Raw genomic sequence first — 8376 nt, forward strand, 5'->3', positions numbered from 1 at the left:
CGGTGGCGCGTACTGGCGTGATGGGTCTTCGAGCTGGCGTTCGCCCTTGCACCTGTCAGCGTCTGCGGCCGGGCCGCGGCTGGCGACGTGTGAGCGAGGGGTGGAGCGCCCAGACGCGCGAGTCGATTCTCCGAAATGTGCGATAAGCGACTGGATGGCGCGGTACGTTGTCGGGCAGTTCCTCTGGACGCCGCGTCCCCCCGTGCGCGGCGTCCAGGGGTGCAGACCAGATGAGATGCCTCAAGCGTGATCCAGCGCTGCGCGACGGGGCGACCGATGGTTGGTGTTCGACCTCCACACCGATCGTCCCGGCACACAGGCGAGCGGCGACGGCCTTGCCCGCAGCCACGCTTCGGTGGCTCCACCCGCATACCAGCGGGAGCTGAACCAGGGCGGCGGGCTCATCTGCGGCAGCCCAGAGCAGCGCGGATGCGCTTCCTGACCGTGCAGATACCGATTTTCGCGCCTCGTGGTGGTCCTGGAGCGAGCAGTCTGCCCGGCTACTCCGGGCGCTGCTGCCGGGCCTTCTCGAAGGCCTGCAGCGTGGCCTGGAGAGTCTGCTCGATCCGGGCAGGATCGCGTGCGGTGTGGTCCTCTGCAGTCTCCGCGCCGTCTTCAGCCGCCGCCAGCATGGCGTCGAAGGTCCTTCGCCGTACGGCCTCATTGAGCGGCTGCCGAGGACGCAGCGCCCCGATCGTCATCAGCATCAGGACGTCGTCGCTCGTGGTGGGCTGCATACGCCCCTCCATCAACTCGTCCAGTCGCCAGCTGTCCGCGACCTCTTCCCACGCCACGTCGGCCTCGCCGCTCATGTGTTCCCCCATTTCAGTGAGAGCAAGGAGTCAACCACAACGGCCGACCGGTCGTTGACCTGCCGCAACCCGCAGTCGACGGGCTCACAGGCTGCGCATGACCGCCACGACTTTGCCGAGGATGGAGGCTGCATCGCCACGGATCGGAGCGTAGGCATCGTTCTCCGGCACGAGCCACACGGTCGAGCCGTCCCGCTTGAGGCGCTTGACCGTCGCCTCGCCGTCGATCATGGCCGCGACGTTCTACAGGGTTCCTGTAGATGTGGTGTGACGTGGTGCGGGTGTTCCTCGTTGGTGCTTGGACGCTCGTACTCGCGGGGTGTGGCTCTGTGGCGGGTTGTTGCATGATCCGTCAGAGCACCGGAGTTACGCATGCGGGCTTTCCCCGTGGTCCTGCCCTCGGGCACGCGGTACTGGACCGTCCTCGATGACGACCTCCTGGTCGTCCCCGTCGCCGACAGCTGGGGGCGATACCAGCGCTTCGGTCGCAGCCGAGCCGAACTCACGACCAAGGCGAACGCGGGAGGCGCGGCGCTCTACCTCCGTTGGTGCGGTGTAACCGGCCGCCACTGGAGGAAGGCCGCTCGTGACCTCGGCTTGTTCATCGTCTGGCTGAAGCACACTCCCTCCCGAGCGGATGACGACGGTCCTGTCGTTGTCCGGTCCGGTCCGGGAGGCACGCCGGTTCGGCGTGAGCGCCGGATCAACGTTGTGCTCTCGGCCACCCGCGGGTTCCTCTCGTACGCGGTCTCGGTCGCCGAGGCGCCGCGCTCTGTACTCGGGCAGCTGTACGAATTGGGCGACAGCCGAGACCTGCCCGCGGAGGCTCAGGGGGAGGACACCGGGCTGTTCTCCCGACTCCGGGCCCGCCACCGGCTCCAGGAGCCGGAGACCGAGGTCGACCGGGCCTCCGACGAGGAGATCGTCGGCATGTTCATGCAGTGCCGCTGTGCCCGCGACCGACTGATTGTGTTGCTGCTGGGGCGGGTGGGTCTCCGGCGCGGGCAAGCAGCCGGCATCCATCGCTCCGACTGCCACATGCTGGCGGACTCGCGTGCGCTCGGCTGCGACTACAAGGGACCCCACATCCACGTGCGACGCCGGGACAATTCCAATGGCGCCTGGTCCAAGTCCCGGGAGTCCTGGATTCAGCCCGTGGACTTCCTTGTCGTGCAGGCCTACGACCAGTACGTCGATGAACGGTTCGAGCTGCTCGGCGCCGGCGGCAGCGACTTCCTGCTGGTGAACCTCTTCCGCGGAGTGCTTGGAGCGCCGATGACACCGGAGGCGATCTATGAGCTGTTCGAGCGGCTGACGTGGCGGGCGCGGCTTTCAAGGAAGGTGGGGCCGCACATGGCCCGTCGCGCGTTCGGTAGCAATGTGTCGGACGCCGGCGGCGAACTCGATGAGGTTCAAGCCCTATTGGGGCAGAAGCACCCCGAGTCGGCCCGCCCCTATGTGATCCCGGATCAAGCTCGGCTGCGGGAGGCGGTGGAGCGGGTTCCGTCTCCGCGGGAGCTGTACGGACGAGGTGAGCGCTGATGTCGGCGATCCCCCTGCCGGTGCAGCCGCCAGCGGCCGCCGCAAGGACCCAGGAACTGATCGAGGCCCTGGACCGAGAGTTCCTCGAACTCATCTCCTGGAAATGGGAGTTGGGCATCCTCCTGTACCCGCTGGAACACCCGGTGATCGGGATGCCGGAGTGTCAAGTGAGGGGATGCGACAAGGGATACGAGAGCAGGGGTCCATTGTGCTCCGGCTGTCGCATTCGCTGGAACAAGTCGGGACTGAGCCTCGAGGACTTCCTCAGCACCCACGAGCGCTACAACGTCGTCCACGTCCGCCAGGAGTTGTGCCAACTGCCGGGCTGCAAGCGGCCCTGGCGGAGCCCGACTGCGGCTCTCTGCCAGAACCATCACTACCAGCGGAACCACCGGCTGAAGATCTCCCTCAATGAGTTCCTCGTCCACCCTTCCCCGCAGCCGCTTCAAGGTCATGGAGTGTGCGGTGTGGCGGCTTGCCTCCGTCAGAGGGTCACCCCGAGCACGCCGTACTGCGACGCGCACCGGCAAAAGCTCAGCAAGGCGAAGCTCTTGGGCACCTTCGACGGCGACGAAGAGCTGTGGCGGCTGACGGCTCCGCCGATCCACATGGGGCGCGAGGTCAGCTTGCGGGGCCTTCCGCGACGGCTGGTCGCCGAGCTTCTGTACTGCGTGCAGCAGCGCACCGCGAACGGCGTGCGGACGATCGGGCACTACCTGCGGGTGATCTGCGACCGACTCCGTGTCCTGCGGTGCGAGACCCTCGAAGACCTCGAAGATCCGGAGGCGGCGGGGCTGAAGGGCCACCACGTCTCGTTGGTCACGGCCATGCGCAGGACCCTCCACCGGCTCGGCACGACCCCGGAGGAGGAGTCGCGCCGCGACGTATGGGACCTCGCGATCTTCGGGTTCAGCGGCACGGCTGACTTCACGGAGATCCGCCAGGACGTGCTGCGCGAAGCAACGAGGCTCTGGGCCGCTGATGATCTGCCGCGGCGCCGTGGGAAAGGCGGCGGTCGCACGCTGCAGCGGCAGATCGACGCGATGGTGGAGCTCTCGAAGAGCCTGCGGCTCCAGCGTGAGGACGGTGGGCAGATCGTTGCGCTGCTCGACCGGCGCGACATTGTCGCGTTCTGTAACCGGCTCGCCTTCAAAACAGAGAACGGGCAGTTGAGTGCGCACCAGCGCCTCTACATGGCGCGCACTGTACGCAAGGTCCTGAACCGGTGGCGCACTCTCGGCCTCACCGGCAAGGGCGAGATCCTCGAAGGCCTGCGGGCCGACTTCGTCATGGGGCCCGAGGACATGCCCGACGATCCGGAGGACACCGACGCCGGCAAGGACCTGCCCGACGAGGTGATGCAGCAGCTCTGCGACAACCTGAACCTCCTGGAGGAGATGAGCAGCACTGAAGTGCGGGTATGCGCGGAACTGCTGATCGACACGGGCCGTCGGCCCGACGAAGTCTGCCGGCTCCCCTTGGACTGCCTTGAGCGAGATCCGAATGGCAGTCCCGTGCTCCTCTACGACAACCACAAGGCATTCCGGCTGGGGAGGCGGCTCCCGATCGCCAAGGTGACTGCGGCGGTGATCTCCGCTCAGCAGGAACGTGTACGACGGCGCTTCCCCGACGCCCCGTCCTCCGAGCTGAAGCTGCTGCCCTCTCCGGTCGCTAACCCGTGGGGTACCAAACCCATCGCGGGTATCTGGGAACAGCACCGGAACTGGGTCCGTGCCCTACCCGAGTTCTTCGTGCCCATCGAGGTGGAAGTGGAGGGCGAACTCGTCACGAAGCTCCTGCCGTTCGACAAGGGGAAGATCTTTCCGTACGCGTACCGGCACAGCTTCGCCCAGCGGCACGCCGATGCGGGAGTCAAGCCGGAGGTCCTCAAGGACCTCATGGACCATCGCCAGTTGCAGACCAGCCAGGCGTACTACCGCATCGGCCAGGACCGGCGTCGTGAAGCCATCGACCGGGTCGCGGTCATGCAGTTCGACCGGTACGGCAAGCGGGTGTGGCGCCAGGTTCAGGGGCTCTTGGATTCCGAGCACGTACGGCGCGAGATCGGCGAGGTTGCCACGGCGTACGGCTTGTGCAGGGAACCCACGAACGTGGCGGCCGGCGGGCACAGCTGCCCGCTACGTTTCCGCTGCCTGGGTTGCGAACACTTCCACACCGACGTCTCCTATCTGCCGGATCTGGAGGCGTACCACGCAGACCTCCTGCGGAGCCGCGAGAAGCTGATGTCCGCCTTCGAAGCGGACGACTGGGCGCGCACCGAAGCCATGCCGTCCCAGGAGGAGATCCGTCGGGTCCGCCGACTGATCAACCGCGTCAAGGCGGACCTGGACGATCTGACCGACGAGGAGCAGGCGCAGATCCAGCAGGCGGTCTCGGTCATCCGCCGCGGGCGCAGCGTGATGCTGGGGATGCCCCGCATCGGCCAGCCCTTACCTGACGTCCGACCGAGGAGAACTACGTGAGCACCGCGATGAGCGCCGGCCGCCAGGCGGATTCCGACCGGCGCCGACAGCGAGTCGTGAAGGCAATCAGCGCGGCCGCACAGAAGGGGTGCCGCATCACGGTCTCGGGCATCGCCCGTCAGGCCGGGGTGGACCGGACCTTCCTGTACCGGCACCGGGATCTGCTCGCCCTGGTTCACGCTGCCGAGCTCGAGCCGGCCGAGCAGGACCCGGTATCGCGTGCCTCCGCGGTGAGCAGGGCCTCGCTCCAGGCCGATCTCGCGAACGCGCAGGCCCGCACCGTCCGCCTGTCCGCCCGAATTCAGCAGTTGGAGAGGCGCTTGTCCCAGGAGCTGGGCGAGCAAGCCTGGCGCGAGTCGGGCCTTGGTGCTCCCACTGACATCGAGGAACTTCAGCGAACGATCACCCGGCTCGAGCAGCGCAACATCGAATTGACCGACGCTCTGGAAGAGAGCCAGGCCGATCTGACGGCGGCCCGGGAAGCCAATCGTGAGCTCACGCGGGCTCTCAATCAGCTTGGAGAACAATCGGGACCAGGAGCGCTCGCCCGTGGTGGCGCCGGATGAGGGCCCGGGCGGGCCCGCCCCGGATTTGGTCCTCTGCCCCGGAGATGCAGGTCGGCTGGTGACCGGCCTCGGTACTGGGTAGGCCGCGCATTCGGCTGTCCCAATACTGGGCGGAGCACAGCCCGCTGATGACCCTACAGACGTCGCCGCTCCTCCGTGCTGTCCTGGTACAGTAGGCCGGTTCTTTGCGCGGGCCAGGCAAGTGTGGATGTGCCGGCAGTTGCCTTGGCCAGTCACATGCCGAGCACCCGTCGGGTCTCGGCGGCGATCTGCTGTGTCTCGCCGGTTGCGACCACGAGGACCGGGACACCTTTCCCCGCCTGATCGATGCGTCGGAGGCCTTCCCGCATCAAATCTTCCAGTTCGGGGACGAGCAGCCCGCCTCGTACACCGAGAACAGTCAGGGCCGAGCAGATCTCCTCGCGTACCTCGGGTTGGTCTTCGCCGATCTCCCCCGTGAAGACCAGCGCGTCCAGCTGGTCCAGCGAGGCGGCCATCGAGGCGATGCCCCTGCGGCAGCTGAGTGCGAACGTCGCCAGCGCCAACGCGGCCGCGGTATCACCCTCCGCGCGGGCGCGCACCAGGTCCCGGGTGTCTCCCGAGGTACCGGAGAGGCCGAGCAGACCGGAATGCCGGTGGAGTGTGTCATCCAATTCGTCTGTGCTCAGACCGTGCCGCCGCTGCAGCCACAACAGCGCGCCGGGGTCGAGGCTGCCGCTGCGCCGGCTCATCACCAGGCCTTCCAGCGGAGTGAGGCCCATGGTGGTGTCCACGCTGCGTCCGTTCCGGACGGCGCATGCCGAGCAGCCACCGCCCATGTGCACGAGCACGACCTGGAGGTTGTCGGCGGGTCGGCCCAGGGCCTGCGCCGTCCTCTGCAGTGCCCACGAGTAGGAAAGCCCGTGGAAGCCGTACCGGCGCAGCCCGTATTCGGCTCGCCATCGCTCCGGCACGGCGTACGTGCGCGCCTGTGCCGGCAGATCCTTGTGAAAGACAGTGTCAAAGCAGGCGACATGAGGAACGTCGGGCAGGAGTTCTCGTGCGGCATCCACCATCTGCAGGGCAGGGGTCACGTGCAGTGGCGCGAGATCGGCAACGTCCGCCAGCAGAGCCCGTACGCGTGCGTCGATCAGCGTATGTCCAGTCAGGTGCGGGCCGCTGTGGACGATGCGGTGACCAACCGCCGCAGGAGCGGGCACCTCGCTGAGGAAGTTCCGCAGTTCCGCCACCGCAGCAGGCCCCGGCGACTCCGAGGCGTCTCGATCCGCCATCCGTTCACCGTCCGCCGCGAACAGAGCGATGTGAAGGCTGGAAGAGCCGGCATCAAGGGCCAGTACGTGACCATTACGGCTCTCGTGGGAACGGTCAGCACTCATCACACACCTCCAGTGCACTCGCGTCCTCCGGCACGACGCGCCCGCCACGGAGTGCGACCCTGTGCTCAGGGTCGGCCTCGGTACGGACCGGGTTGTGCTCCGCCCGGCTCGGCAGGTCGGTGAGGACGACGCCGATGTCCCAATTCCCTCCTGCAGGCGGGTGCCGACGTTTCGGCCTCATCGGACACGGGGACCTGCTCGTTGGCTGCCTGGGGCACTGTCGGTGTCCGGCTGCCAGCGATGCCCCTGGCGGTGCGGCGGAGGGGTTCCTCCCGCAGGCCGGAGGCGAAGTCCCGGGCCGTCTCCAAGTAGACCCCGGGTCGGCGACAGGACGGGCCGCAGGTTTCTGCCGTTCGTGTCCGCGTCGGGCTGCCTCATAGCCCTTGTCCTGCCGCCTGGTAGGCCTCGGTGATGTCGCGCCTCGCCGCTTCCCCCCAGGCTGCCACCACAGGGAGGGGTCCGCTCGTCCACCCGTTCGGCAGCACGCCGCGCCTGCGGGCCGGGGCACCCGTAGCATGCGAATGTGCGACCCATTCTCCCGAAGCTCGAGGGCGGCCGGGTGCAGGGCCTCCTACAGCTCATCGAGGACGGCATCCACCTCGTCGTCGCGGCGCTTCTCGTACTGCTCGCGGGGCTCTTGACCGTCGAGGTCGTCCACGACGTCATCAGGTCGATCCAGGGGCCGTACCGCGCGGAGACGGTCGTTCTCTCCGCCCTGGACAGCAGCCTGGTGCTGTTCATCGTGGCCGAACTGCTCCACACCGTCCGCCTCACCATCAGGAACCGGACCCTCGACGCGGAGCCGTTCCTCGTTGTCGGTCTGATCGCCGGCATCCGCAAGGTGCTCATCGTGACGGCCGAGGCGGAGAAGTCCTTCCGCTGGAACCCCGAGGGGATCGAACTGCTCATCTTGGCGGGGCTGATCCTCGTGATGGCGACAGCGGTGTACGTGTGGCGGCGCTCGACGCGGCCGGGAGACTACTTCCGGCCTCAGGAGGCGCGGCGCTCCCCGTCGCCGGAGCCGTCACCCACCCCAGTGCGCGGGTCCTGATCCGTCACCTTCCGCAGCCAGGGTCGCCCGCACCCGCTGCTCCTCGCGAGCAGAGCCGACGTCCCGTTCCAGGGGTGTGCGGCTCACGGCCGTCGCGAGCTCTTCCAAGGCCCGTTTCTGCAGTTCCGCCTCCCGCCGCACGACCGGGCTCCGGTTGTCGGCGGCGTCCTGCCACGCGTTGAGCGCTTCCTCCACGCGCCCCCAGTCCGGATTCCTGTGCTCGCGCACGGCGACTGCTGCCTCCGCGGTGTCCGTCTCCAGGGCCTCGGCGAACCGCTCCGCCTCGGGGACGACACGGCTGCCGGCCCGCGGGACGTGACTCTCCATGAGCATCGCCGCCCGGCCGAACCCCTTGAGCGCCTCCTGCGCCTCCTGCGCCTCGCGCGACGTCAGCCCCCTGGGGCGGACCGGTTCCTGCCTTGCCTGGTCGTAGGCCTCCTGCCAGGCGGCGCGTGCCTCCCTGCTCTCCAGCAGTGTCCTGCGCATGTCGGCGCGATGCTCCCGGGTCGGTTCGGCGTAGCTGCGGAGCACCGCGGCCGCGTAACG

At 68.0% G+C, this 8376-nt stretch carries 6 protein-coding genes and 2 pseudogenes; 4 read left to right on the forward strand and 4 right to left on the reverse strand.

The window, feature by feature from the left end; genetic code table 11:
* Positions 1 to 500: 500 nt before the first annotated feature.
* On the reverse strand, positions 501 to 812 hold the full coding sequence (locus tag ACF1AL_RS37650; protein WP_391780949.1) for a hypothetical protein: 312 nt from the start codon (positions 810 to 812) through the stop codon (positions 501 to 503).
* A gap of 84 nt (positions 813 to 896) precedes the next feature.
* A pseudogene (locus tag ACF1AL_RS37655) lies at positions 897 to 1052 on the reverse strand (LexA family protein); the annotation flags it as partial.
* A gap of 132 nt (positions 1053 to 1184) precedes the next feature.
* On the opposite strand from ACF1AL_RS37655, the gene ACF1AL_RS37660 reads away from it, so the two are divergent.
* Genes ACF1AL_RS37660 through ACF1AL_RS37670 form a run of 3 tightly spaced genes read left to right on the forward strand, consistent with a single transcriptional unit; the run spans position 1185 to position 5403 of the window.
* Positions 1185 to 2354 carry a tyrosine-type recombinase/integrase gene (locus tag ACF1AL_RS37660; protein ID WP_391780950.1) on the forward strand — a complete coding sequence of 390 codons (1170 nt, stop codon included), beginning with the start codon at positions 1185 to 1187 and terminating at the stop codon, positions 2352 to 2354.
* Positions 2354 to 4837 carry a hypothetical protein gene (locus ACF1AL_RS37665; protein ID WP_391780951.1) on the forward strand — a complete coding sequence of 828 codons (2484 nt, stop codon included), beginning with the start codon at positions 2354 to 2356 and terminating at the stop codon, positions 4835 to 4837. The genes ACF1AL_RS37660 and ACF1AL_RS37665 overlap by 1 nt, the downstream gene beginning before the upstream one ends.
* Positions 4834 to 5403 (forward strand): DUF6262 family protein, encoded by a 570-nt coding sequence (locus ACF1AL_RS37670; protein ID WP_391780952.1) that lies wholly within the window; start codon positions 4834 to 4836, stop codon positions 5401 to 5403. Before ACF1AL_RS37665 ends, ACF1AL_RS37670 begins: the two co-directional genes overlap by 4 nt.
* 233 nt (positions 5404 to 5636) lie before the next feature.
* On the opposite strand, the gene ACF1AL_RS37675 is transcribed toward ACF1AL_RS37670, so the two are convergent.
* Positions 5637 to 6779: an acetate/propionate family kinase gene (locus ACF1AL_RS37675; RefSeq protein WP_391780953.1), complete on the reverse strand. Its 1143-nt coding sequence runs from the start codon at positions 6777 to 6779 to the stop codon at positions 5637 to 5639.
* Positions 6780 to 7302: 523 nt separating this feature from the next.
* On the opposite strand from ACF1AL_RS37675, the gene ACF1AL_RS37680 reads away from it, so the two are divergent.
* Positions 7303 to 7830 carry a phosphate-starvation-inducible PsiE family protein gene (locus ACF1AL_RS37680; protein WP_391780954.1) on the forward strand — a complete coding sequence of 176 codons (528 nt, stop codon included), beginning with the start codon at positions 7303 to 7305 and terminating at the stop codon, positions 7828 to 7830.
* Here ACF1AL_RS37680 and ACF1AL_RS37685 read toward each other — a convergent pair.
* Positions 7804 to 8376, reverse strand: a pseudogene (locus tag ACF1AL_RS37685) (FUSC family protein); the annotation flags it as partial. The gene ACF1AL_RS37680 and the pseudogene ACF1AL_RS37685 sit on opposite strands and share 27 nt — an antisense overlap.

The organism is Streptomyces sp. NPDC014801 (assembly GCF_043082085.1).
Taxonomy (GTDB): Bacteria; Actinomycetota; Actinomycetes; order Streptomycetales; family Streptomycetaceae; genus Streptomyces.